Source organism: Mesobacillus foraminis (assembly GCF_004340465.1).
In the GTDB taxonomy this organism is placed as follows: domain Bacteria; phylum Bacillota; class Bacilli; order Bacillales; family Cytobacillaceae; genus Mesobacillus_B; species Mesobacillus_B foraminis.
Window position 1 is genome coordinate 41243 of the sequence record NZ_SLVV01000001.1, and the last position, 23649, is coordinate 64891.

At 43.3% G+C, this 23649-nt stretch carries 24 protein-coding genes; 8 read left to right on the forward strand and 16 right to left on the reverse strand.

Annotation, left to right across the window (positions count from 1 at the left end):
- The first annotated feature begins 8 nt into the window (after window positions 1-8).
- Together EV146_RS00215 and EV146_RS00220 are read left to right on the forward strand one after the other, a co-directional pair.
- Window positions 9-584 (forward strand): LemA family protein, encoded by a 576-nt coding sequence (locus EV146_RS00215; protein WP_132000639.1) that lies wholly within the window; start codon window positions 9-11, stop codon window positions 582-584.
- Window positions 584-1306, forward strand: a complete 723-nt coding sequence (locus tag EV146_RS00220; protein ID WP_132000641.1) for a TPM domain-containing protein — start codon at window positions 584-586, stop codon at window positions 1304-1306. Before EV146_RS00215 ends, EV146_RS00220 begins: the two co-directional genes overlap by 1 nt.
- A gap of 39 nt (window positions 1307-1345) precedes the next feature.
- Here EV146_RS00220 and EV146_RS00225 read toward each other — a convergent pair whose 3' ends face one another.
- Both EV146_RS00225 and EV146_RS00230 read right to left on the reverse strand, forming a co-directional pair.
- Complete coding sequence (locus EV146_RS00225) at window positions 1346-1675, reverse strand: hypothetical protein (protein WP_132000643.1); 330 nt, start codon at window positions 1673-1675, stop codon at window positions 1346-1348.
- A 26-nt stretch (window positions 1676-1701) separates the two neighbouring features.
- Window positions 1702-2271: a spore coat protein gene (locus tag EV146_RS00230; RefSeq protein WP_132000645.1), complete on the reverse strand. Its 570-nt coding sequence runs from the start codon at window positions 2269-2271 to the stop codon at window positions 1702-1704.
- A 912-nt stretch (window positions 2272-3183) separates the two neighbouring features.
- Here EV146_RS00230 and EV146_RS00235 point away from each other — a divergent pair.
- Both EV146_RS00235 and EV146_RS00240 read left to right on the forward strand, forming a co-directional pair.
- The gene (locus tag EV146_RS00235; protein ID WP_132000647.1) at window positions 3184-4413 is read left to right on the forward strand and encodes an MFS transporter; all 1230 of its coding nucleotides are present in this window, start codon (window positions 3184-3186) and stop codon (window positions 4411-4413) included.
- 201 nt (window positions 4414-4614) lie between these two features.
- Window positions 4615-4950: a hypothetical protein gene (locus EV146_RS00240; protein WP_132000649.1), complete on the forward strand. Its 336-nt coding sequence runs from the start codon at window positions 4615-4617 to the stop codon at window positions 4948-4950.
- 133 nt (window positions 4951-5083) lie between these two features.
- On the opposite strand, the gene EV146_RS00245 is transcribed toward EV146_RS00240, so the two are convergent.
- From EV146_RS00245 to EV146_RS00270, 6 genes are all read right to left on the reverse strand, one after another.
- Window positions 5084-5368, reverse strand: coding sequence for a ferredoxin family protein (locus EV146_RS00245; RefSeq protein WP_121609455.1), 285 nt, complete (start codon window positions 5366-5368; stop codon window positions 5084-5086).
- Window positions 5368-6663: an FAD-dependent oxidoreductase gene (locus EV146_RS00250; RefSeq protein ID WP_121609456.1), complete on the reverse strand. Its 1296-nt coding sequence runs from the start codon at window positions 6661-6663 to the stop codon at window positions 5368-5370. Before EV146_RS00250 ends, EV146_RS00245 begins: the two co-directional genes overlap by 1 nt.
- Window positions 6656-7681 carry an electron transfer flavoprotein subunit alpha/FixB family protein gene (locus EV146_RS00255; protein WP_181215899.1) on the reverse strand — a complete coding sequence of 342 codons (1026 nt, stop codon included), beginning with the start codon at window positions 7679-7681 and terminating at the stop codon, window positions 6656-6658. The genes EV146_RS00250 and EV146_RS00255 overlap by 8 nt, the downstream gene beginning before the upstream one ends.
- A gap of 27 nt (window positions 7682-7708) precedes the next feature.
- The gene (locus EV146_RS00260; protein ID WP_132000653.1) at window positions 7709-8533 is read right to left on the reverse strand and encodes an electron transfer flavoprotein subunit beta/FixA family protein; all 825 of its coding nucleotides are present in this window, start codon (window positions 8531-8533) and stop codon (window positions 7709-7711) included.
- Between the two features lie 403 nt (window positions 8534-8936).
- Window positions 8937-9191: an aspartyl-phosphate phosphatase Spo0E family protein gene (locus tag EV146_RS28065; protein WP_277873197.1), complete on the reverse strand. Its 255-nt coding sequence runs from the start codon at window positions 9189-9191 to the stop codon at window positions 8937-8939.
- A gap of 315 nt (window positions 9192-9506) precedes the next feature.
- Window positions 9507-9992: a methylated-DNA--[protein]-cysteine S-methyltransferase gene (locus tag EV146_RS00270; RefSeq protein ID WP_241993760.1), complete on the reverse strand. Its 486-nt coding sequence runs from the start codon at window positions 9990-9992 to the stop codon at window positions 9507-9509.
- A gap of 806 nt (window positions 9993-10798) precedes the next feature.
- On the opposite strand from EV146_RS00270, the gene EV146_RS00275 reads away from it, so the two are divergent.
- Together EV146_RS00275 and EV146_RS00280 are read left to right on the forward strand one after the other, a co-directional pair.
- Complete coding sequence (locus EV146_RS00275) at window positions 10799-11842, forward strand: acyltransferase family protein (protein ID WP_132000657.1); 1044 nt, start codon at window positions 10799-10801, stop codon at window positions 11840-11842.
- 105 nt (window positions 11843-11947) lie between these two features.
- Window positions 11948-13696, forward strand: a complete 1749-nt coding sequence (locus tag EV146_RS00280; RefSeq protein WP_132000659.1) for a B12-binding domain-containing radical SAM protein — start codon at window positions 11948-11950, stop codon at window positions 13694-13696.
- 13 nt (window positions 13697-13709) lie between these two features.
- Here EV146_RS00280 and EV146_RS28070 read toward each other — a convergent pair whose 3' ends face one another.
- A complete protein-coding gene (locus EV146_RS28070) occupies window positions 13710-13844 on the reverse strand; it encodes a hypothetical protein (RefSeq protein WP_257535644.1) in 135 nt (44 codons plus the stop codon).
- Complete coding sequence (locus tag EV146_RS27375) at window positions 13844-14005, reverse strand: hypothetical protein (RefSeq protein ID WP_162990108.1); 162 nt, start codon at window positions 14003-14005, stop codon at window positions 13844-13846. Before EV146_RS27375 ends, EV146_RS28070 begins: the two co-directional genes overlap by 1 nt.
- 146 nt (window positions 14006-14151) lie before the next feature.
- Here EV146_RS27375 and EV146_RS00285 point away from each other — a divergent pair, with 146 nt between their 5' ends.
- Entirely contained in the window at window positions 14152-14499 is a 348-nt protein-coding gene (locus EV146_RS00285; RefSeq protein ID WP_132000661.1) for a DUF3905 domain-containing protein, read from the forward strand.
- Between the two features lie 34 nt (window positions 14500-14533).
- Here the strand turns inward: EV146_RS00285 and EV146_RS00290 are convergent, their stop codons facing one another.
- Entirely contained in the window at window positions 14534-15889 is a 1356-nt protein-coding gene (locus EV146_RS00290; RefSeq protein WP_132001427.1) for a TrkH family potassium uptake protein, read from the reverse strand.
- 258 nt (window positions 15890-16147) lie between these two features.
- Between EV146_RS00290 and EV146_RS00295 the strand changes: the two genes are divergently transcribed.
- Window positions 16148-16348, forward strand: coding sequence for an alpha/beta-type small acid-soluble spore protein (locus EV146_RS00295; RefSeq protein WP_121609465.1), 201 nt, complete (start codon window positions 16148-16150; stop codon window positions 16346-16348).
- 46 nt (window positions 16349-16394) lie between these two features.
- Here the strand turns inward: EV146_RS00295 and EV146_RS00300 are convergent, their stop codons facing one another.
- The 5 genes from EV146_RS00300 to EV146_RS00320 all read right to left on the reverse strand — a co-directional run bounded on the left by EV146_RS00300 (window position 16395) and on the right by EV146_RS00320 (window position 23590).
- Window positions 16395-17636: an anti-sigma factor domain-containing protein gene (locus tag EV146_RS00300; RefSeq protein ID WP_132000663.1), complete on the reverse strand. Its 1242-nt coding sequence runs from the start codon at window positions 17634-17636 to the stop codon at window positions 16395-16397.
- Window positions 17633-18391 carry an RNA polymerase sigma factor SigI gene (gene sigI, locus EV146_RS00305; protein WP_241993761.1) on the reverse strand — a complete coding sequence of 253 codons (759 nt, stop codon included), beginning with the start codon at window positions 18389-18391 and terminating at the stop codon, window positions 17633-17635. Before sigI ends, EV146_RS00300 begins: the two co-directional genes overlap by 4 nt.
- A 194-nt stretch (window positions 18392-18585) precedes the next feature.
- Window positions 18586-19350, reverse strand: a complete 765-nt coding sequence (locus EV146_RS00310) for a TerC family protein (RefSeq protein ID WP_132000667.1) — start codon at window positions 19348-19350, stop codon at window positions 18586-18588.
- 127 nt (window positions 19351-19477) lie between these two features.
- Window positions 19478-19960, reverse strand: coding sequence for a hypothetical protein (locus tag EV146_RS00315; RefSeq protein WP_132001430.1), 483 nt, complete (start codon window positions 19958-19960; stop codon window positions 19478-19480).
- Window positions 19961-20278: 318 nt separating this feature from the next.
- Window positions 20279-23590 (reverse strand): efflux RND transporter permease subunit, encoded by a 3312-nt coding sequence (locus EV146_RS00320; protein WP_132000669.1) that lies wholly within the window; start codon window positions 23588-23590, stop codon window positions 20279-20281.
- Window positions 23591-23649 lie beyond the last annotated feature (59 nt).

Here is a 23649-nt window from a genome sequence, read left to right on the forward strand (position 1 = left end):
GTGGCAAAATGAAAAAAGGTTTTTTAGGAATTGGTGTTATTATTGCCATCATTGTGGTTCTGGGCCTTATGCTGATGTCCAGCTACAATGGTTTTGTAAATGAGGAGGAAAATGTCGACCAGGCATATGCACAGATTGAAAATCAGCTGCAAAGGAGGCTGGACCTCATCCCTAACCTTGTCAACACAGTAAAAGGGTATGCTTCCCATGAGAAAGAAGTCATTCAATCGATTTCCGATGCACGTGCGAGACTAGCCGGCGCAAGGTCTCCAGAGGAAGAAGCGACAGCAAATGCCGAGCTTTCCTCAGCATTGAGCCGCCTTTTGGTGGTTGTTGAAAATTATCCAAATTTAAAAGCTGACACACAATTCACCCAATTGATGGACGAGCTTGCTGGCACTGAAAATCGGATCTCCATCGCAAGACAGGATTACAACGACAGAGTCTCTGTCTATAACAAGAAGGTAAAACGTTTCCCTGGAGCGCTTGTTGCCGGAATTACCGGGTTCGACGAAAAAGTATACTTTAAAGCGGATCCAAGGTCACAGGAAGCACCTAATGTAGACTTTGGAGGCCAAGGGTAATGCTTCCGAGAAAGGCATTTTGCCTTGCTCTTGCTTTTATCTTCTTTTTCCAATTAACAGCTCATGCCGGGTTATCTGGCAACAGCCCGGTTCCTCGCCCTGTTGGTGATATATACGTTCAGGACTTTGCCAATATTTTAAGTGACAGTGAAGAGGCTGAACTAAGAAACATCGGGATGAGGACAGATGATCAGACCACTAACCAGATTGCCGTCCTGACGGTAGAGTCAATTGGCGATACTACCATTGAAGAATACGCTAATCAGGCATACAGGGCCTATGGACTTGGAACACAAGAACATGACAATGGCGTGCTGCTGGTTTTGGCGATGAATGATAAAAAAATCCGGATTGAAGTAGGCTATGGACTCGAGGGGATTATCCCTGACGGCAAGGCGGGCCGAATCCTGGATGCAAATGCAATTCCTTATCTCCAGGCAGGACAGCCTAATCTAGCCGTGATGAATACCTATAAAGCATTGGCTAATGAGGCAACGGGAGATCGAGCAAGCTACCCAGTTCAGGAAAGCCAGGAAGATTCTTCGCCTCCATGGCTGCTGATTCTTGTTATTGTTGGATTGATTTTTTTAGATATAAAGTTTCTTGGCGGCACATTCACCTTTGCCCTGTTATCAATGATTTCCAGGGGCGGAGGAGGAGGCGGTCCAAGAGGCGGCGGGGGCGGCTCATCCGGGGGCGGGGGTGCAAGCCGTGGATGGTAGGCAGGAAAAAGCACCAGGGAACATACCCTGGTGTTTTTTTTACTGGCGGAATGTTTGTACAGGCTGGCCAAAACTTGGCTGAAACGCTTGATTGTATTGCTGTGATAACTGCTGTTCCATTTGACCGCAAAGCGCAATGACTTCCTGGCATCTTTGGATGGCCACTTCATGATTATGAAGACTTTGCTGCAAATATTGAGCCGCTTGTCTTTCACGCTGTGCAAGCTGTTCAAGCATTTGAACATTTTGCTGTTCCTGCTGAAGCATATGACGGTACTGCTGGTTGCTTTGCTGCGTTTGCTGGATAAGCTGCTGGGCCATTTGTCTGCACTGGTTAACTTGCTGTATTCCTTGCTGTGGTGTATTCATCGTGATTCCTCCTAGTAAGGGTGTTGTCAGGCTCTCGGGGCAAAACCAAGTGATTCCGGTGAATACTGATATTGCCTTAATACATCTTGCTGATTGGATAGGAAAGGTACCTGGTAATATCCTCTTCTGTTCATATAAAGAAAGACCTCATAAGCTTGCTCAGAACAATTTTGGGATGCCTGCTGCAATGCATCCCGCAATGGACGGCTGGCAATCTCCAGCGAAGCCCTCATCTTCATGACCGCCCCGCTCTTAAGAGCCTGCAGCATGCCAGATGCGACATCACGGTCTGTCATTTGTGGAAGAGAAGGTTTCGGATAGATCATGTGCGGGCCGTCCAATCCATAAACCGGGTCAACCTTAGGGTTATGCCTTTTATAGACTTCCCCTTTAGTATTGGAAATGGATTCAGACAGGGACACTAAATAATCATACTCACTTAACATAAACGTTAGTTGGGTACTTATAAGGGTACTTAAATCATCATCCTGAACGTGGGACTGATAGAGCCGGAATTGGTGAATAGCCGAAACTGTCCCTTCCAGCACCTCGTGAAGTTCCAGGACCTCATGAGCACCAAGCATAAAATGATCCAACAGAATCCCCCTCTCTGGAATTTCACTTCCAAAGATTATGATGGGTTGAATACGGCGATACTATCCTTTGTGAAATTTACCATGTATTCTTGGTGAATTTGGATAATACTCTACAATTGGATGACACTCTACAATGGCTGACACTGTTTATTGAAAAACCTGTCTCCTGCTTGTGAAAATGGGTTGTTTCATCTTCAAAATACAGGAGATACCTCCTAAAAGAACCACGCCCAGCGTAAAAACAGGGAGTCAGCACCTTTTTTGCACTGCTGATTGGTCCCCTTGCTGGTTTATCGACGATTATTGCCTTTTATCGGTTGATTTTTCTGGTTTATGCATCGATTAATTTCGGTTATGCATAGATTCTTCTCTTTTATTGAAAAACCTGTGTCCTGCTTGTGAAAATGGGTTGTATCTTCTTCAAAGTCCAGGAGGTACCTCTTAAAAGGACGACGCCCTGCGTAAAAATAGCGGTTCAGCACCTTAATTTCAGGGCCGGCCTATAGCCGCCTGGTCACCATGCTGGTTTATCGATCGATTCTTGCCTTTTATCGGTTGATTTTTCTGGTTTATGCATCGATTAATTTTGGTTATGCATAGATTCTTCTCTTTTATTGAAAAAACTGTGTCCTGCTTGTGAACACAAGTACATCAACTTGCAGTTTTTTTAATAGCAAACGGTTCATTTAATGGAGAAAGATCAATACTAGGTACCGCCGCAGCCACTCGGCAATTTTGACATCGGCCAAGCCGCGGTATTCATATACTCCAAGGTGCCCATACACATTTGTGCAGAGACGGGGGATTAATTAACGATCAGAAATGGCGATTTTCATTTCAAATATCTGATAATTTCTGTAATATATATGTAGTTATTAATAAATTATCAATCTATTAAAAGAAGGGGATTTTATGAATCAAAGTGCTGCCCGTCCCTTGCCCCAAAAGGAAAAGGAGACAACAACCTATAAAATTTTATTTATCCTTGGCTTGTGCCATCTGCTGAACGACTCCATTCAATCTGTCATTCCTGCGATGTTTCCTATATTGGAAAAGTCAATGGGACTATCGTTTACCCAGCTTGGCATGATTGCCTTTTCCCTCAATATCGTCTCATCCATTATGCAGCCAGTCATTGGATTGATCTCCGACCGCAAACCAATGCCATTTGTTCTCCCCGTCAGTCTTACTGTTACTTTATTTGGGATTATGGGCCTGGCCTTTGCCCCTAGCTTTGAATGGATTATCCTTTCCGTTCTGTTGATTGGCCTAGGGTCCGCAATCTTTCACCCGGAGGGCTCCAGGGTCGTCTACATGGCAGCCGGTCCAAGGCGAGGTCTTGCTCAGTCCATATATCAGGTAGGGGGAAATTCCGGCCAGGCATTGGCTCCGCTGATAACAGCATTGATTTTGGTGCCTTTCGGCCAGCGGGGAGCTGCATGGTTTATCATTGTTGCCGCTGCAGCGGTAGCCCTTCTTTTTTACATTGCCACCTGGTATGCGGGCAGGCTGAAGGAAGCCTCTTTAAGAACTAAAGCAAAAAAAGTGGTCGGCAAGGGGAACCAGGGTTTCATCAAAAAAATCAAACAATCGTTAATTGTTATTTTGCTTCTCATTTTTGCCCGGTCCTGGTATTTATCAGGAATCACAAATTTTTATGCTTTTTACGCCATTGAAAAGTACGGGCTGACTATTAGGGAATCGCAGTTATTCCTGTTTGCCTTTCTGATAACAGGTGCGATAGGCACATTCTTTGGAGGTCCACTGGCGGATCGCTTCGGAAAAAAAAGAATTATTTTTCTCTCCCTTATTGGAACGGCACCGATTTCGATTCTGCTGCCATTCGCCCCTCCAGCTGCAGCCTTTGCCATGCTGGCTTTATGCGGCTTTATTTTGATGTCAAGCTTTTCGGTTACCGTTGTGTATGCACAGGAACTGGTCCCGGGGAAAATTGGGACCATGGCCGGTCTGACCGTTGGGCTTGCCTTTGGCATGGGGGCACTCGGTTCTATTGGTCTTGGCTATTTAGCCGATCTAATTGGCCTGCCATTAACCATCATTTATACAGGGTTTCTTCCTTTACTGGGCATCATGACCATCCTGCTCCCTTCCGATGAAACCTTAGCTGCCTGGAATCAATGAATTTAATCTTAAGGGAGCGGCCTAATCACCGCTCCTTTTTATATTCGGAAAACTGGCGGATTACTATTCTTAAAAATTCAAGACTTTATCAATCAACTGGGCGAATTGTTTATTCTTTTAAAATTTAATAATTTTCTGTAAATTTATTCCCCTTCCACTTATATACTATAAGTACAACAACTTTTCGGGGAGGGACTCCACATGCAAAATGAACATTACCGGGATTTTTACGGAAGAGCATTAATCCCTGCTGGTTCCTGTGATTCAAAATTATTTATCGACCATTTTTCAGGTCAGTCAATACCGTCTCATTGGTTCATCGCCTTAGAAGGAAAAACAGCCTTGGCAAGCACTAAATTTGAGTGGATTGTATCTGTTTTTCCATCTGACAGTGCTGGCATATACGATGCAAATGCACCTTGCTATACATCAATCTGCTTTGACAGCATTCATGAGGCGATTGAAACCGCCCGCCACATCGAAACTGAGCTTCGAAACGATACCCCTGCTGCCGCTCCACAAGAGAAAATTAGCTAACCCTCATTGAGCCGCACTTATTAGCTTCATTTCTTTTTCCTCCATCATGTGAAAAATCCTACAAAACCTTCCATACATACATATACATAAACCCAAAAAGAAGCACCGGTGCCCATTGCACCGGTGCTTCTTATCAGGCCAGCCTGAACACAATTCCATGCCCGCCTTTCGGATATTCCCACTTGATATTCTGATAAGGGCATCCAATACGGCAGCTCCCGCACTCATGGCAGCCCTCATACCCTACCTGCATCCTTAAGCCCTCCCATTTGTATACTTCTGCCGGGCAGAACACTGTGCAAAGTTTATCCGGGCATTGGGTCATGCAAATATCATGGTCAAGTACAGTGAGATGGGATTTGGTATCACATTTGAAGCGCAGAAGGTACTGTTTTTCTTCGATGTTATTCGTTGACATCACTTCACCGCCTTCCAGGCTCGGTATATATCCTTTAGCACTCTGATTGTGCCTTTTTCTCCTGTAACGCTCCGCATGATTTCCTTCTGTTTATCTTTTTTAGGCGTGCCATCGACCGTAAAGAATTTGCTGGCAGCCCTGTTAACCATTGGAACATAGTCTCTTAGGTACTGAGGATATTTTTCGAATACATGCGTAGCATCCTTGTATTTTTCCAGATCCTTCATGATAAAACTTCCATATAATTCCTCTCTGTAGCGGTTGAGACTGGATTCACTGAAATCTCCTTCATGCTTTGCTAATATAATGGTTTCGGCCGCCATCTTCCCAGAGGCCATTGCCATATTGGATCCTTCACGGTGTATGGCATTGACAAGCTGGGCAGCGTCCCCGACGACAACCACGCCATTGCCGGCCACCTTTGGCACGGACCGGTACCCGCCTTCGGGAATCAAATGGGCAAGATATTCGGCCGATTCTCCTCCTTCCAAAAATGGCTTCACCATTGGATGCGTTTTCAAATAGTCGAGCAACTCATATGGCTTTAGCTTTGCCTTAATCATACTTGAGAGGGTTGTTCCAACGCCGATGTTAAGGCTATCCTTGTTTGTATAAAGAAAAGCGGTTCCTAAATTGCCCTTAGTCGAGTCGCCAAAAATTTCTATCGTACAGCCTTGATTTTCACTAAGATTAAACCGTTCATTAATTTTATCCTTTGAAAGATTGATAACTTCCATAACGGTCAGAGCCACTTCATCTGGACGAAACTCTTTATGGAATCCCAGTTGTTTGCCCAGCAGGGAATTAACTCCGTCTGCCAGGACCACAACATCTGCAAAAACATCGCCATCTGGCCGGTCTGTTCTTACACCTACGACTTTCCCGTCCTCAACTAGGCATTCTGTTACAACTGTTTCATTAACCAAGAGAGCACCGGCTTCTACTGCCTTCTGGGCGAACCACTGGTCGAACTGTGCTCTGAGTACAGTAAAATTGTTGTAAGGCTCCTGCCCCCATTCAAGTCCCTTATAACCGAACTGCACGACCGACTCCTTATCCATCATCCAGAATCTTTGCTCGATAACGGGTCTTTCCAGCGGCGCTTCCTTCCAAAACTCGGGAATGAGCTCCTCCATTTGCTTCCGGTATAGGACTCCGCCCATTACATTTTTGCTTCCTGGGTACTCCCCTCTCTCAATCAGCAGCACATTCAGCCCATTTTTGGCACATACAAAAGCACAGGAAGTCCCAGCCGGTCCGGCCCCAACGATAATTACATCAAATTTTTCAGGCATAGTTGATTTCCCCGCCCTTCTCCCTGCCTATCTCTTTAAACTGCTGAATTAATTTCGGGATAATCTCATGGGCATCGCCCACAATTCCATAGGTGGCTACGTCAAAAATTGGGGCCTTCGGATCTTTGTTTATAGCGATGATCAGCTCCGAATTCTTCATGCCCACCACGTGCTGGATTGCCCCCGAGATTCCAATAGCAAAGTAAACTTTGGGCGTTACCGTCTCTCCGGTCTGCCCGACCTGGTATTCATGCGGCAGCCAGCCTGCCTCTACGACATCCCGGGAGGCACCGACACTTGCACCAATGGTGTCAGCAAGCTCGTGTATAAGCTGGAATCCCTGAAGGTCCCCCAGGCCTTTTCCTCCTGCAACAATAACATGGGCCTCCGCTAAATTCGTTTTCTTTGTTACATTTTTCACAATTTCAAGCACCTTGGTACGCATATCCTCTTCTTTCAGGTTTAAATCTTCCTCAATAATGCTTCCTTTCCTGCTGATATCGGGTTCAAGTGCCTTCATTACTTTCGGGCGAACAGTCGCCATTTGGGGCCGGTGCTTTTTACAGAGTATCGTGGCCATTATATTGCCGCCAAAAGCTGGCCTGCTTGCTTCTAGGAGCCGCTTGTCAACATCTACATCGAGCATAGTGGTATCGGCCGTCAGTCCAGTGCTAAGATCAGTGGCTACAGCACTGGCCAGGTCCTTTCCATTAGGGGTTGCACCATACAGGAAAATCTCCGGCCTGTATTTTTCCGCAAGCTGAATCACAGCTTTCATGAAGGCTTCTGTCCGGTAATGCTTGAGTATAGGCTGATCGATGACATATACGGCATCTGCGCCGGAATAGATGACCTGGCATGCAAGGTCCTTTACACCATATCCCAGCAGAATGCCCGACAAAGGGACATTTAATTTATCAGCCAGCTTCCGACCTGCACCGAGCAGCTCCAGGGAAACGTCTTCAATCTTGCCTTCATTAACTTCAATAAATACCCAGACTCCACGGTTTTCTTCCATGATTGATCCCCCCTTATACTTTATTAGTCACTTTGAGTTATTAAAACTAAAAAGATCTTTCCTTTCCATTAAAATATCCATCAGCTCATTCAACTGTTCTTCCAGGGCTCCTTCAATCATCTTCCCTCCTTCAAGCTTTGGCGGAGTGAACATTTTCCCTACGATGGTCGGGGACCCTTTTAAACCCAGCTGTTTTCTGTCCACCTCTCCCAGGTCGCTGACTGACCATACAACAGGTTCATATCTGGCAGCCTTAATCATATTTGGCATTGGGGCATATTCAATATCATTTATGTCCTTCTCCACAGTCAATAGGCATGGGAGCTCAGACTGTATGAGTTCATACCCGCTGATTTGTTTTCGTTTGACTATTAGATTTCCCTCGGGGAGGTTAATCCTGGTTACCTCTATCACATTTGTAATCGGCGGGATATCAAGACGTCTTGCAATCCCCGGTCCAACTTGTCCAGTGTCTCCGTCGATTGCATGTTTCCCGCATATAACCATATCAACCTCCAGATCCATTGAGATTTTTTCAAGGGCCTTAGATAGGGCATAGCTGGTTGCCAACGTGTCTGCACCTGCAAACGCACGGTCTGATATTAAGAAGCCCCTATCCGCTCCAATTTCAATACTTTTCTTTATCACTGCAACTGCCTGCGGAGGACCCATGGATAAAACTGAAACTGTCCCGCCTGTCAGGTTCTTGATCCGCACAGCCTCCTGAACAGCGTGGGCGTCGTAAGGATTTAATATTGCCGGGGCACTTCGCCGGTCCAATGTGTTGGTCTTGGGATTGATTTTAATAATTTTCGTATCAGGTACTTGTTTCACGCAGACAACAATATGCATAGTTTTGTCACATCCCCCTTGGAAGCGGTTACTTCATAAAAAATAAAAAAATGTGTGTAATACGATATATGAATCGTTTTACACACATAGTACAACTGTTTTATACTGAAGCTTAAATCTTTAACAGAGTGGGGCAAACTGGATTAGTGATTTTATTTTCTCTTTCAAAGTTTGGGGACCATTAAAATTCTGAGTGAGAATATGGAAGGCCTCTGAGGTATGCTTTTTAAAAATAGCATTTCGGTTCGGTTTAATGGGGATTATACCAAGCCGGCTTGGGAAGGCACGGCAACAAATGTTGATCATGATTTGGATCCAAATTCTTTTCTGTAAGCATCGTCAAAAGAGGTGCCCGTAAAGGACACCACCTTTTCTGTGGGCTCTAGGGGTAAAAAACAAGGTACTAAGCTTCATAAGTGCTCATCGGGCTATTGAATTTATACATTAACCACTGCAAATTGCAAAATAGGATTCCTTTTGATAGATTTCTCTGCTGGTCTTTTTGGACCAAAGCCTGATACTTATAGATCAGCTTGTCCAGTTCCTGACTGCAGAGGATTGTTTCATTGCTGCTAAGTCCTGTTTCGCGCGCAATAGCGATCATTTCTTCCCTCTTTTTTTGAATTTGCTCTAAGAGAGGATGGTTATATTCGCGCACTTGCAACTCCTCCTAATTAAGTCCAACCCCCTCGTTCTTTCCTAAGAACAAGCGGCTTCTTATAGAAGTATTACAAATATTTAATTTCCTGTAAATAGATTCGCAAAATTAGACAGTTTTCTTCGATAATATTTTTTTGTTCGACAAGTTACAGCGTCAAATTGCCACATAGCCGGGAGCCCCATTTAAAATCAGCAAGAATACAAAATGGAGAAATTGATATTGATAGCGCTTACAGGATTAATTATTGAAAAAAAATAATCAATCTAAACTTCAAGAGCAAAGATTGATTATATTTATCATCCTATTAGAGCGCTAGAGCCTTTCCTGTTTAAATCCTGCTCCCTCTAAACGGAGGAGCAGATCCTTTATATCAGTCCTGCTTCCGGCATAGCCGGTTAAAGTCCGGTTCTTCCCGATTACTCGATGACAGGGGATAATGATTGGAAGCCGGTTTGCTTTATTTGCCTGGCCCACAGCTCTTACAGCCCTCGGACTTCCTACTCCTTCAGCAATATCCTGGTAGCTTTTTGTTGAGCCAAATGGAATCAGCTGTAATTGCTCCCATACCTTCTGCTGGAACTCGGTGCCACTGGTTTTCGTTGGAAGTGTAAACGAGCGTCTTGCTCCCCCAAAATACTCTCTCAATTGATTGATAGCATCCTGAAGCAGGTCGTGCCGATCTTCCCTCGTCAGCATATCAATATCTTCATGTTTAAAGAAATCCTGTTCTCCCATATGAATAGCTGAAAGCAGGTTATTCTCTGCTACAAGAAAAAGTGTTCCAATTTCAGATTCCATGGTTGTATATATACGCATCGTTTCTCGAAGTCTCCTTAGAGTTATTTAGATAATGCAATACATGCGGTCATCCACATGCTTACCATTTAAGTGATCGGGCGTTCGCCCCTTATCTTAAATATTTGAGAGATGCCATTTTTAGATTGCTTTTCTTCTGGTCCTCTATAGCCCACTGCTAAGAAAGTCCCGGAATATTAAAGGATCATTGGAAGAAGCGGCTCTTGTTAAGCCGGATAGAGTGGAAAGAATTAAAGTGGCAGGTGCCAGGATATAGGTGTTAAATCCGCTTCCTCCAGATCTGAAGGGCAGGCCATCATAGTATATCATAGAAGATCAATTTTAGTGGATATGACAGCGGACCTTAGCCTTGCTGCCTTTTTGCAGGAAACCCCTCACCGTGGGAAAAGTATTTTGATCCAGTAAATAACTCTTAAGTTTGATGCTGCCAGTCTGGACAAGCCTGCTCAATGACTCATGCCTTTGTTCACCACCCTCATAGTTATTCGGCTAGCCTTGACATGCTTTCTGCCCTCAACTATATTCAATAAATATTGAACAATTTCTTCTCTTATTTTAAGGCTTGTCATCCCAAAATGCTGTGACAAATGTCTAATCTTCCATCTCTTTTTTCGCGCCTTTTGTGTGAATGATTCGCTGCAAATTGGATAAAAAAGATGATATACATAATCTTCATGGTGAAGCCCTTCCTATACCGGCATTCACCAATAAACCATACTTTTTTCCCAGGTTCAGTTCTGGCATAAAGGGAAAAGGTGTTTTGTGGGGGCTAAAATTGGGGAGGAATTATGAAACAGCGAAATTACTATTTTGATAATGCAAAATTTATCCTGATTTTTTTTGTGGTATTTGGGCATCTTTTGAGGACTTTTATAGAAGACAACGAGATTATATATACCATCTATAAGGTCATTTATACCTTCCATATGCCCGCATTTATCCTTGTTTCGGGTTTCTTCGCAAGAGGCTTTAACGAAAAAGGATATATAGCAAAGATAGCCAAAAAACTCATTTTGCCGTATTTGATTTTCCAGCTCATTTATTCTGTATATTATTTTTACCTCTATGACAAATCTCATTTGACCGTGGATCCGCTTAATCCTCATTGGTCTTTGTGGTTTTTAATCAGTCTTTTCTTCTGGAATATAATGCTGATAGGATTCTCCAGGCTTTCTCCAGGGATTGGGCTGTCTATCTCCCTGTTGCTGGGGCTTGGTGTCGGATATTTAGATTGGGTTTCAAACTATTTAAGCCTGTCGAGAACATTCGTGTTCTTTCCAATGTTCCTGCTTGGGTACCATCTGACTAAAGACCATGTCAAAAAAGTAACAAAGCCCGGGTTCCGCATCCTGGCCTTAGTATCATTCCTTATTGTCTTTGTCGGCTTCACCCTATACCCAACTATTGATTATAAATGGCTGCTTGGTTCTAAGCCATATAGTGCAATGGATTCAGCAGCAGGTACAGGAATGCTGATCAGACTTGGTCTTTATGGGTTAAGTACCATAATGGTATTCAGTTTCCTTGCTTTCGTTCCCAAAGGACAGTATTTCTTTACAAAGCTTGGAAAGCATACCCTTTATGTCTATTTGCTTCATGGATTTTTTGTTCGCACGTTCAGGGAAAGTGACGCTGCCAGTTATTTTCAAGATCCAGAGACGTTATTATTCCTGGCCGGGATTGCTCTTGCATTGACACTTGTCCTGTCCAGCGGTTTTATAACGGCGATTGCACAGCCAATTATTGAATTGAAGCTGTCCCGTTTTATAAAAGTTAAATATAGAACGGCTGCACTGTACAAATTATTCAGAAAGAAAATGCTTAGCAACTAAACAAAAGGGCCCTCCAGCTGGATGGGCCCTATCTATTTGGGCAACAATGGAGTATAATAAAATGTTGGTTTATACCTATACAGGATAGTTAAGGAGTAATTTTTTATGAATATTATATGTGCCACTTTAAATGCTAAATATATCCATACCAATATTGCGATCCGTTACTTAAAGGCCTATGCCAGCCCCGAATATGATGTTCAGCTGGCCGAGTACACGATAAAAGATCCAATCCTTAATATAGTTACCGACCTCCTGCAAAAAAGCCCTGAAATTATCGGTTTCAGCTGTTATATCTGGAATATAGAAGAAACCATAAAGGTCATCCGGATGATAAAAAAAATCAATCCTTCGATCACGATAATTGTTGGCGGACCTGAAGTCACCTATGATGTGACGGACTGGATGACAGAGGTAAAGGAATTTGATTTTATCGTGATTGGTGAAGGTGAGCAAACCTTTAAGCAGCTGCTGGCTGAACTTGAAGGCAGCAAGTCCTTTGAAAGTGTCCCGGGGATTGCCTATCGGTTGGATGGCAAGATAAAAATCAATCCCCAGAGAAATAAACTGGATTTAAAAGAGCTTCCTTCTCCATTCAGATTTGCGGAAGATATTCCTCATCTCGGCAAAAGGGTCACTTATATTGAGACGAGCAGAGGATGTCCCTTCAGCTGCCAGTTTTGCCTGTCTTCCATTGAAGTTGGAGTTCGGTACTTTGACCGGGAGAAAGTGAAAGAGGATATTCGCTATTTAATGGACAATGGTGCAAAGACAATCAAATTCGTGGACCGGACCTTCAATATCAGCCGCAGCTACGCGATGGAAATGTTCCGATTCCTGATTGATGAGCATCGTCCCGGCACCGTCTTCCAGTTTGAAATAACAGCTGATATCATGAGGCCGGAAGTTATAGAGTTTTTAAACAAGGAAGCGCCCGCGGGCCTTTTCCGTTTTGAAATTGGCGTACAATCCACCAATGACTTTACGAACGAACTTGTCATGAGGAAACAAAACTTTGAAAAACTTAAACGTACTGTAACGATGGTAAAAGAAGGCGGCAAAATTGACCAGCATCTTGATTTAATTGCCGGTCTCCCGGAGGAAGATTATTCATCATTCAAGAAGACATTTAATGATGTTTTTGCAATGAGACCTGAAGAGCTTCAGCTCGGTTTTCTGAAGATGCTTAGAGGGACGGGGCTGAGATTGAGGGCAAAAGACCAAGATTATATTTATATGGACCACTCCCCTTACGAAATCCTCGGCAACAATGTGCTTCCTTTCAGTGATATCATCCGGATCAAGCAAGTGGAAGATGTACTTGAAAAATACTGGAATGACCATCGGATGAATCAGACCGTCGAATATCTGGTGACAAAAGTATTCGAGACACCTTTTGACTTCTTTCAGGAGTTTGGAGCCTATTGGGAGAAACAAGGCTGGTCTAGAATTGGTCATCAGCTGGAGGATTTATTCCGGCGCCTTCACCAGTTTCTTAGTGAGCGCGGAATGAAGGACATGTCCATTATAGAAGGGCTGATGAAATATGATTACCTGGCTGGAAAAAACCAAAAGCCCAGGAAGCCCTGGTGGGAGCTCGATAAGGATAAACATGAGAGATCAGCATTATATAAGGAGATTATGGACAGCGGGATTTTTTCGGAACAAATCAGCTTGAACGAGAAGGACTTGTACAAACATACTGTTATCGAAGAGATATCGTTTGATCTGAACAACTATCTTTTAACTGGTGAAATTGAAAAGGTACCTTCTGTCCTGCTAATACATTTCGATCCTTCCCTAAATGCGTCTAAAGCTTATTCGTGTACAAAGAAACAACTGAAGCCGGCTTAATGCCGGCTTTTTATCACTTGTTTTTCCGCTTTTTCTTCGGAAATGGAGTTTCATACATTTTCGCAGCATTTAAATCCCCGAACTCCATGCCAAATTCAACATTCGCACTTTCTCTTTTGCCGTTATTGGCCTTCTTCTGAGTATTCATCAGCTTCGGCCCTTTCTTCCAAGCTTGGAATTGCGGTTTGCAAACTTGCCAGCATCTTCCCCATGGGTAAATTCTGCCGAGAACTCTGATTCGTGGGTATTCCGGTGCGGTGTTTTTGTATACTTTTCAACAGCATTTCTTTCCGCTTTGCGTTTTGCCATTTGACCACCTCCACCTTTATTAAAGCAATCTTATTTTTCTCGTTTTCGGCGGGTATATGTATGTATGGCCTTTCCTGTTTTTACAATTACAAAGTGCACATAAGTAACAGGGAGAAACAGAAAATAACAAAAAAAGGACTGATTAGATGGATAAAAAAGCAGAGGAACTTCGGCCGCTGGACGTGGATCAATCACTCCCCCATCAAATAAGTGCTCCCAGCTTTAAAGGCACAGGCATGGAGATACAGCCTCCATTTAAGAATGATTACGGAGTCGTAATCGGCGACAGCCATTATGCATCTCCTGAATCCCCACTTGAAAATTGGGACGAGAATACGGACCCCGCAATCATGTCCGGCGAAAAATGGGTACATCCAACAAATGATATCGGCTGGAATACAGCCGAGAACCAGGAGCTGCTTGAAGAGAAGCGAAAGCCGCAGGCTTATCCCTTCATGCATCCTACCATTGATGTAAGTAAAGGTCAGGATTAAGATAAAAAAATCCGGGGTTCCCCCCCGGTATTTTTTATCCAATAATAACTCTTTCCTTTGGATACCTAATCTGTGTATTTTCGCCCTTGCCCCCAATGAAAAGCAGGAACAATATGATTCCCACACGGCCGATAAACATTAATGTGATGATGACAAATTTTCCGATTATGCTTAAATCAGGTGTAATCCCAAGAGACAGGCCATTGGTCCCAAAAGCTGAAGCAACCTCAAACACAATTGCCGTCAGGCTATGGTCTTCTGTAATTGTAAGGATGACGGTTGCCGTAAAACAAATGATCATTGCCATGATTGTAACGACAAGTGATTTTGTAATATCCTCCTCTGTCAATTCCCGCTTGAAAATTTTTATTGATCGTCCTCCTCTTCCAAAATGAAAAAGAAAGAGCAAATTGAGCGCAAAGGTGGTTGTCCTGATGCCTCCTCCCACAGAACTGGGAGAAGCTCCAATAAAAATCAGTGAACTCAGCACGAGCAGTGTAGGCTCCGAGAAGTTATTCATATCCATGGTTGCAAGCCCGCCGCTTCTTGTTGTTGCGGATTGGAAAAACGAATAGAAAAATCCCTCAACCCATGATTTATCAGCTAAAAAGTGATTTTTTTCAAGCAGCATGATTGCTACAGTTCCGAATACCAGCAAACCAAAAAAAGTAACAGTTGTGATTTTAGTAAAAAGCGAAAATCGGTGAATATGATTTTTATTTCGGTTCATCAAATATTCTTTGGTCTCGATCAATACAGGGAAACCAATTGCCCCTAGTGTCATTAACAGGATATTAATCACCTGGACAAAATAATCATTGGCATATGGAATCAGAGAAGAACCTGTTATATCAAAACCAGCATTTGTCGTAGCAGAGATGGATGCAAAGAGTCCGTGCAGAAATGCATCTTCCCATGCAGAATAATAGTTGAGAAAATGGACACCCAGCAGGACGGCCCCAATCAATTCGATTAAAATGATTAGAACAAGAATTCCTTTCAGCATTTTCACGAGACCTGAAAGGCCCATTTGATTTTGATCGGCCATGATCAGCCTTCTTTCTCTCAATCCAATTTTCTTGCCAATAATCAGCCAGAAAAAAGTACCTAAAGCCATGATGCCTATGCCGCCGAATTGAAAAACAAACATCAAGATATAATTTCCGGTCACTGTAAAGGTTTCACTTATATTGACCGTTGTGAGACCTGTGACGCTCACGGCACTGACAGCTACGAAGAGTGCATCCATAAAGGACCAGTCTGCCCCGGGTTTTATTGATATTGGAAGGCTAATCAATATCACTGCAACAGAAACAGCAATCGAGTAATATAAAACAATCATCTGTGCAGGGGTCATTCTGTTCAACCAGGTTCTAAGTTTTGTTAACATCATAAATTTCCTTTCAGTTCTTTCCTACCCCTTATCATATAAAATATAAATAAAGTTTTAAAGTAATAATCCCTCTTCGGTTATTTTACCTGTAATTCCTTTTTGACCCAACCATCGATTCCCTATTTCCGAAAATGATTACCATACATATGATTATCTAAAACGAGGGAAAATACAAGTGTAGAAAAAAAGCCGAAGCGTATTACTTAACGCTGCATCTTGGTATGGTTTCTACAAATCAGCAAGGAGTTGACTAAAATGGCAAGGAACTCAAATAAGCTACTCGTTCCAGGGATTGAACAATTTCTTGACCAGGTAAAGTTTGAAATCGCCCAGGAATTCGGTGTACAGCTTGGCTCAGATACAGTCTCCCGGGCAAATGGTTCCGTTGGCGGCGAAATCACTAAACGCCTGGTTCAGCAAGCACAGGCTGAACTATCGGGCCGGAATCAGCAGTAAATTAAATAAAAATGACAAAAAAGTCCGGTTTTCACCGGACTTTTTGCTATCTATTCTGTTTCTTTTCATTTGGATGTTCTTTTGAAACAGGCTGGGGATGGCTTTTCTTATCTTTATTATCCACTTTGCCCGGCTTCTGTTTTTCAGATTTTCCGTTGGAGAGATTCTTATTCTCTTTTACAGGAGGTCTAGATGAATTATTATTTGCTGACTTTCCTGGTTTCTTGGCAGATGGAGTCTTCTTTTGCTGCTGCCCCGTTTCTTTGTTCTTTTTGGGCTGGACCGGTTTTTCCACCTGAACTTGAGGTTTCGGATTCGCCGTTGGTGCTGCCTTCTTTGCTCCACCCTGACTCTTGCCTTGTTCTTTTGTTGTTTCCTTCTGTACTTTCCTTACTATTTTTTCTGCTTTCTTCTCTTCCTTCTTCAGTGCTTTTTTCTCTGTTTGACTTCCATTGTTTTGAGCTAGGCTGTTATCTTTATTCTTTTGAACCAAGGCTGCTTTTTTATCTTGTATGTCTTTAGGAGACTCCGTACGGTCTGTCGCTTTGCGAATTTCTAGATCCCGAGTGGGTTGCTTTATTTCTGCAGGCACTTCCGTATCCTTCTGGGAATTCCCAGGCTTCGGCTTAGTTTGAGTCTTTTCTTTAAAAACCCCGGTGGTGACCCCTTCTTTTATAGCCGTTTCCCTCTCTTCGGCCGTACCAGTAAGAACGGTAAACTCCAGCTCTTCTCTCTCGCCAGTCTCTTTAATCTCTGTTATCGCAGCATTAAGCTCTTTGTCGATAGAGTTTTTGCTCTCATCTGTTTTAACCGTAGCAATCAACACACTATCTTCTGTTTTTAGATATCCCTGCTCTTCTATTTCGTCCAGGACCTGTTCAGCAACCTGGGTGGCGTCTTTTCCTTTCCATTTCTCAAGACCTGATAGTATGCGTTCTCCTTCTTTATTGTACGGCTCTGCGCTGATCACTTCCAGGTGATCATTCAAACCAAGTTCTATGCTTGGATTAACATCAATCGTCATATAGGCATAGACTTGCCTGTTCTCGTAAATGGGTGCAAAAGTAAAAAACACAAGGACGATGCTTGATACCAGCACCATCATTTTACCGTTAAATCCGGTCCAAAACTTCAGGTGCTTTCTTTTCTCAGCCTGTATTGGAAAGAAGTGAATTTCCTTTCCAATTTCGTATGTCTGTTTAAGCTTGCGGGTCTGCAGGAATTCACCTTCAGGAGTCAATAATGTCACATAACGATCATTGACCTCAAGGATTACACCCTTTCTCATGTATCTAGCACCCCTTTAATATAATCCTTCAAGTAAATATAATCCCCAATTAAAATGAGCGAAACGGCTATTATATATTTACGGTTCCGCTCGATTGTTTTTCTGCTTAAATCGACTAAGTTTTCAAGTTGTTTTATTGGGAGGCGCTTCTTTTCCAGCAGCAGATCTTTAAGGTCCTGATTCTCACTCAAAATTTTCGCAACTTCCATTGCATTCCTTCTGGCATCGGCATGTTTCGGTGAATTTTCGACTAGATCCTTAAAAGAAAGCCCGAAATCCTTGAGTATATGCTGAAACTGTACAATTTCCTCTCTTCGCCGCTCTTCATCGGTCTTTTTACGGAAGCTTTCAATGGATAGTTCTGCATCTATAATGGTTGAGCGATGGTTTTCATCTTCGTCAGATTCGCTGCCAAAATTCATGGTAATAGCCTGGTTTCTGCTCTGCTGACGGATAAAATCAATGACTCTGCGCTTAATAAGGATATCGGCAAAGCTAAGGAGTGAATTGCCTTTTTCCGGTGAATATTTCTCAATGGCTTCATTAAAAGCAATGAGCCCAATGCTAAATTCATCATCCGTCTGGCTTATATACCTTTTGCACACTGCTGAAACGCTTTTTGCAATAAATGGTTTATACGCTTTAATAAGATCGTCACGAAGCACCAGATCCCCTTGCTGAATCAATGCAACTTTTTCCTCAAGCGTCTTTTGTTTCTTTTTTCCCAAGAATAATAGACTTAGCATTAGTCTCACCTCTTTTCTCCCAACATTATATCATGGGTGTCAATTTGGGTGTTCAGAGGTGGACAATCAAAAACGGCCGTTTTATCACTAAAGGATTACGGAGGGAATGTCATGGTTCTGGGGGTGCCAGTGTGATTATTTGATATTGTCTCTCTGCAGAATTGAAAGAGCCCAGCGTTAGCAGCCGAGCTCTGTTCCATTTATCACCCATGTTCATGGATCTTGATTTTTTTCCCTGAAACAATATATCCTCCGATTGCAACCAATAGCAGCACTGCCCAGAAGGTGACTTTCCAGACAGAAGATTCGGGGAAGTGTGGGTCTAGAATCCCAACTTGAGGATGCGCAAATGTAAAAATGGCAAGCTTAACACCAACCCAGCCAACAATGATGAAGGCAGCTGTTTCTAGCGCTGGGCGCTCTTTCAGCAGTCTCACGAACCAGGTGGCAGCAAAACGCATGATGACAAGCCCGATAATTCCGCCAAGGAACATAACCATAAATTGCCCGCCATCAATTCCTCCTATCCTGAACCACCCGGACGGAGTCAAGGTTACAGCCAAAGCCACCGCTGCAAGCATAGAATCAATTGCAAAAGCAATATCAGCAAGTTCAACTTTTAGTACGGTCCACCAGAATGACGAGGTTCCTTGTTTTGGCAGTTCTTCATCTGATTGGTTACCACGGGACTTCTTAATGAGGTTGCTGCCCGCAATATAAAACAGGTAAACAGCTCCAACAGCCTGGACCTGCCAGTAATCTGCAAGATAGGAAATGACAAATAGGGTCAAGAAGCGGAAAATAAAGGCACCAAACAATCCATAAAACAGTGCCTTTTTCTGCTGGTCAGCAGGAAGGTGCTTCACCATTACAGCCATAACCACCGCATTGTCTGCGGCGAGGATTCCTTCAAGCCCTATTAGGACCAGCAGCACCCATCCATATTCAAGCAGAAGTGCTGATTCCAAAAGAATCACCTCCTGCCCTTATTATTGGTGAAAACAAACCATATCAAAGTGTGTAAATCTTGGGCCAGGTTAGAGCTCAAACATGTTTTCAAAAATTAAGACCCTACCCTAGGGCAATGGTCATTGTTCAATTCACATTCTTTTTCCTTATACTATAGAATTTTAGCAGGATTGCCCTTACGATAAAACCGATTGCCAGCCCCGGAATCAAAAACAGCATCGGAAGGAAGACAGGCCCAAGGGATACGCCAAACAGTGTTATTTTGGGAGAGAGCATTAATCCGACTGTTATAAAATAAGCACTAAACGCGAACGGTAAGTAAGAGCCTTTAATATCCCCATCCAGCGTATTCCGAAAGGCATCCCACATTCCAAACATGTACAAACATGGGTAGAACATCACCCATTGATAATCAATCACTGAAAAAGCCTTATCAATTTCCCATAAGAAACTATACATAATGGCAGCATTGAAATGCCCATTTACATTAATCACGAATTCCAGGATTACAAACAGCGTTCCTTTAAGGAACTGCCCCGACAACAGCTGCGGGAAACCTGGGAGAGCAACGCTCCATAGGATCGCTTCAAGTTTGCTAAGTCGTTTCATCACTATGTTGTCATTCCTTTAATTAATAAAATTACGATCTTTTTGCTGAATATACAAATGCGTGCCATATTTAAATGAGCTGTTATTGAGACGTTTCGATTTTCTTATGATGTCCCTGGAGGAATTAATTTATTTCAATTGAAATGTAAAAAACCGCCCATAAATGAGATGTGAGCAATACAGTAGGCAAAAGGTCTGGATGGACTTAACTGATTTTACACGGGAAACGAAAAAGACTGCGGAAAAACTCGATTGTGATCGAATTTTATCCACAGTCTAAACTGTCTCCTAAATGAACGGCTAATAATTATCATTCACCTATTTATTTCGCTTTTGGTCACCCCTTTTATCTACATCATCCTTCACCATCTTTAAGAGTTCCTCAAGCATCCGCGCCATGTCATCCCGTGAGTATTCCTGGTCTGTCAGGCCGCTATTTTGAAGGTCATGAGTGGGGGATGTTTTAGTTGAATCCTCTTCCTTCCCTAATTCCCGCAATTCGCTGGGAAGATATCTCTTTTTCCCTTTCAGCAAATAACCCGGTACTAGATGGCCATCAGGAGTAGCATACATTTTATTCATCCTTCTGGTTTCCTTATCCAAAAGACTATATACGACAGGAATGATAAACAAAGTTAACAATGTACTGCTGACCAGGCCGCCAATAACTGCAATCCCCATTGGCTGGTTGATTTCTGTTCCTTCCCCAAAGCCCAGAGCAAGAGGGACCAGTCCCAGGATCGTTGTCAGAGCGGTCATTAAAATGGGGCGGAGCCTGTCCTTCACAGAGGTGACAATAGCCTCATAGGAAGGCATTCCACTCTTCTTTTTCTGATTGATATAATCAACAATAACAATCGCATTGTTCACAACAATTCCGGCAAGTACAATCAAGCCAATGATCACAGTCAAACTTATTGGTGTATGTGTTAAGGTCAAGGCTGCAGAAACCCCAATAATCATTAAGGGAACTGTAAACATGATGACAAACGGATATTTTAATGATTCGAATTGGGCAGCCATAACAAGGTAGACAAAAATAATAGCGAGTCCGAAGGCCAGATAAAGATCATCCATGGAGGAATCAAGCAGTTCCCTGTCCCCGCTGAACACTACTTCGGTTCCTTCGGACAGCCCCAGCCCGGCTATCTCTTCATCAACCTGCTTTGAAATGTCTCCAAGGTTAGTGGACGATTTATATTTGAGCGTAAACTGTACCGCATCCTGCTGATTGATCCGCTGAATCCGGACCGGGCCGCTGCCAGTTTCAATATTTGTTACTGCATCAAGCGGGATATAAGTTCCATCCGGCTTTCTTATCAGCAACCTTCCAAGGCTGTCAAGGTTCCTGGTAATGTCCGTGTCATATTCGACATTGACACCAAAGACTTCCTCTCCTTCAATCATTTGGGTTGCGATTGTTCCCCTCGTTACATCATTGACTGCCATTGCTATTTGCGCCGGGGCCAATCCTTGAGCATAGGCTTTCTCCCGATCAACTCTCACCTGCACTTCTTCAACCTTATCCATTAAATCAGTCGTCAGCTCATTGACATCCTCTAAATCCTTCAAGGATTCTGAAACTTTCTGCACTGCATCACGGAGGCGTTTTTCGTTCGTATCTCTAATACTGAAGCTTAGGGTGTTAGGACTGGAGCCGGAAGTAGACTGCATGTTAAAAGTGACCTCTGCAGTTTTATTTGCCTTTTTTGCCGCTTTCTCGAATTGGTCTTTTATATCATCGACAAAGGCAAATGTAGAGCGTTCCCTTTTTTCCATGTCTTTCATCTTAACGTACAGTTCAGCGACATTCGCATTGGTAGTGCCCCGGAAGCTCGCCTCCTGGGTCGTTCCGATCAGACTGACATAAACGTCTACTTCATTTTCAGCTTTTAATTGCGCTTCAAGTGCAGACAATACCTTTTCTGTTTCTGATAGTGCCGCTCCGTTTTCAAGTTCAACCCTGGCACTGAAAAATCCTTCATCCTGCGGAGGCAGAAACTGAGTTCCGACGGTAGTTAAACCATAGGCACTTCCTCCAAGTAAAAGAAGTGTGATCAGGATAACCAGAAGCCGGTGCCCCAGCACCCACCTGATTGTCCTGTCGATCCCCTTCATTGAACGGGAGCGCTGCCTTCTTGCCTCATAATTTTTTTTAGGAGCCTTGAGCAGCCGGCTCGCGAGCATCGGGATAACCGTCAGTGCCACTACCAGCGAGGCTAATAAGCTAAAGGAGATGGTCATCGCAAATTCTGTAAAAAGTTCCCCGATGATTCCGCTGATGAAGACAACCGGCAGGAAAACCGCTACTGTCGTCAATGTGGACGCAGTAATCGCTCCACCTACCTCCTTAGCCCCATCTCTTGAAGCAGTCTTGGGGTCTTTTCCCATAGATAAATGCCTGTAAATGTTTTCAATAACAACAATCGCATTATCGACGAGCATCCCAATGCCAAGGGCCAGACCGCCAAGGGTCATAATATTGAGCGTGAAATCGGAAAAATACATCAGCACAAATGTAAAAATGACCGAGTATGGAATAGCAATCCCTATTATCAGCGGACTTTTTATATTCCTGAGGAACAGGAATAAAACAGCCATTGCCAGGGCCCCTCCCAGAATCAGTGAATCCGAGATGTTGGAGATGGCCATCCGTATGTAATCTCCCTGGTCAAACAGTACGTCCGACTTCACACCAGCATATCTTTCCTGGCCAAGAAGTTCATCAAGCCTTGTTTTAAACTCTTTAGAAACGGCTGCTGTATTGGCATCCGATTGCTGTAAAACACTTAATAATACTGATGGTGACTGGTTTGTTCTGGTGATTGTCCGGTCATCCTGATTAACCAGACTGACGGAAGCAATATTTTTCAGGAGAATTTTTTGCCCGGTCCGCAGGTTGGACGAAACAGTTAAATTCTCCAGGGTTTCCACAGAATCAATTGAACTGACAATCCTGGTCGTCAATTCCTTTCCTTTTGTCTGAATCGTATCCCCAGGCATGGAAACATTGTTTGCACGGATGGTGTCCACAATATCAGCCTGGCTCAATTTATAGGTCCTAAGTTTGTTTTGATCCAGTTCAACCTTTACTTCCTTTACGGATGTACCTGACAGGTTGACACTTGCAACCCCTTCTAATTTTGTCAATTCCAGCTTTAAATCCTCCGCAAGCTGCCGAAGTGTGTCTTCTTTCTCTTCAGCACTCAGGGATAACTGAATGATTGGAAACTGGGAAGGATCGAATCTCATGAATCTTGGTTTTTCTGCATCTTCAGGAAGCTGGGCCATATCGAGCCTTTGAATAATATCATCCTGGATTTCTTCAATATCCGTCGTCCAGGAGAATTGCATCAGGATTAAATTTGCCCCTTCCTGTGAGGTAGAAGTCATTGTTTTAATGCCTGGGAGCGTAGCAAGGTTCGCCTCAAGAGGTTTTGTAACCTTCTCGACAATCTCCTCTGGACTTGCACCAGAATAATTTGTTACCACTACCCCCACCGGAGGGCTGATTTCAGGGATCAATTTAAGTGGTATATTCAACAGGCTTACTGCCCCAAGGATAAGAACCAGAAACATGGTAACAAGGGTAAAGATGGGTCTCCTAATCGAAAATTGGCTGATTTCCATACGAAAGCTTTCTCCTTTCAAGTCCTGGTGTTCGTAGACCTCATTCCATTTTAATCTAT